This window comes from Roseateles chitinivorans (genome assembly GCF_002761755.1).
Lineage (GTDB): Bacteria > Pseudomonadota > Gammaproteobacteria > Burkholderiales > Burkholderiaceae_C > Roseateles > Roseateles chitinivorans.
In genome coordinates, this window is record NZ_PEOG01000222.1 from 1 (window position 1) to 436 (window position 436).

The 436-nt window shown below is 44.5% G+C and carries 1 protein-coding gene; it reads left to right on the forward strand.

Annotation, left to right across the window (positions count from 1 at the left end):
- Positions 1–436: gluzincin family metallopeptidase (locus CS062_RS27485; RefSeq protein WP_199174385.1), on the forward strand; the 436-nt coding region annotated here is incomplete at both ends.

A 436-nucleotide genomic window follows, 5' to 3' on the forward strand; every position in this document is an offset into this window, starting at 1 on the left:
TACGCCGGAACAGATCGGTTTTCAGAATGTGGCTTCTGTAAAAATTGCCGGTGTGGCACAGGAATTAAAAGTGCATGAAACCATTCTGGAAGTAGTGTTGGCAAAACCATTACTGCCTAAAGCAAAACTGCAAATGGATGTTCAGTTCGAGGCGCAGGTTCCTTTACAGATCCGCAGAAGTGGTCGTGATAATGCGGAAGGTATCCGCTACAGTATGAGCCAGTGGTATCCCAAAGTAGTAGAATACGATTACCAGGGGTGGAATGCCAATCCATATATAGCCAGGGAATTCTATGGTGTATGGGGCGATTTTGATGTAAATATTACCATCGACAAAAACTATTTTGTAACTGCAGGTGGTGATCTGATGAATGCCAACGAAATAGGAAGGGGTTATGAAGCTGCCGGTGTTAAGGTACCTGCTCCTTCGGGAAAT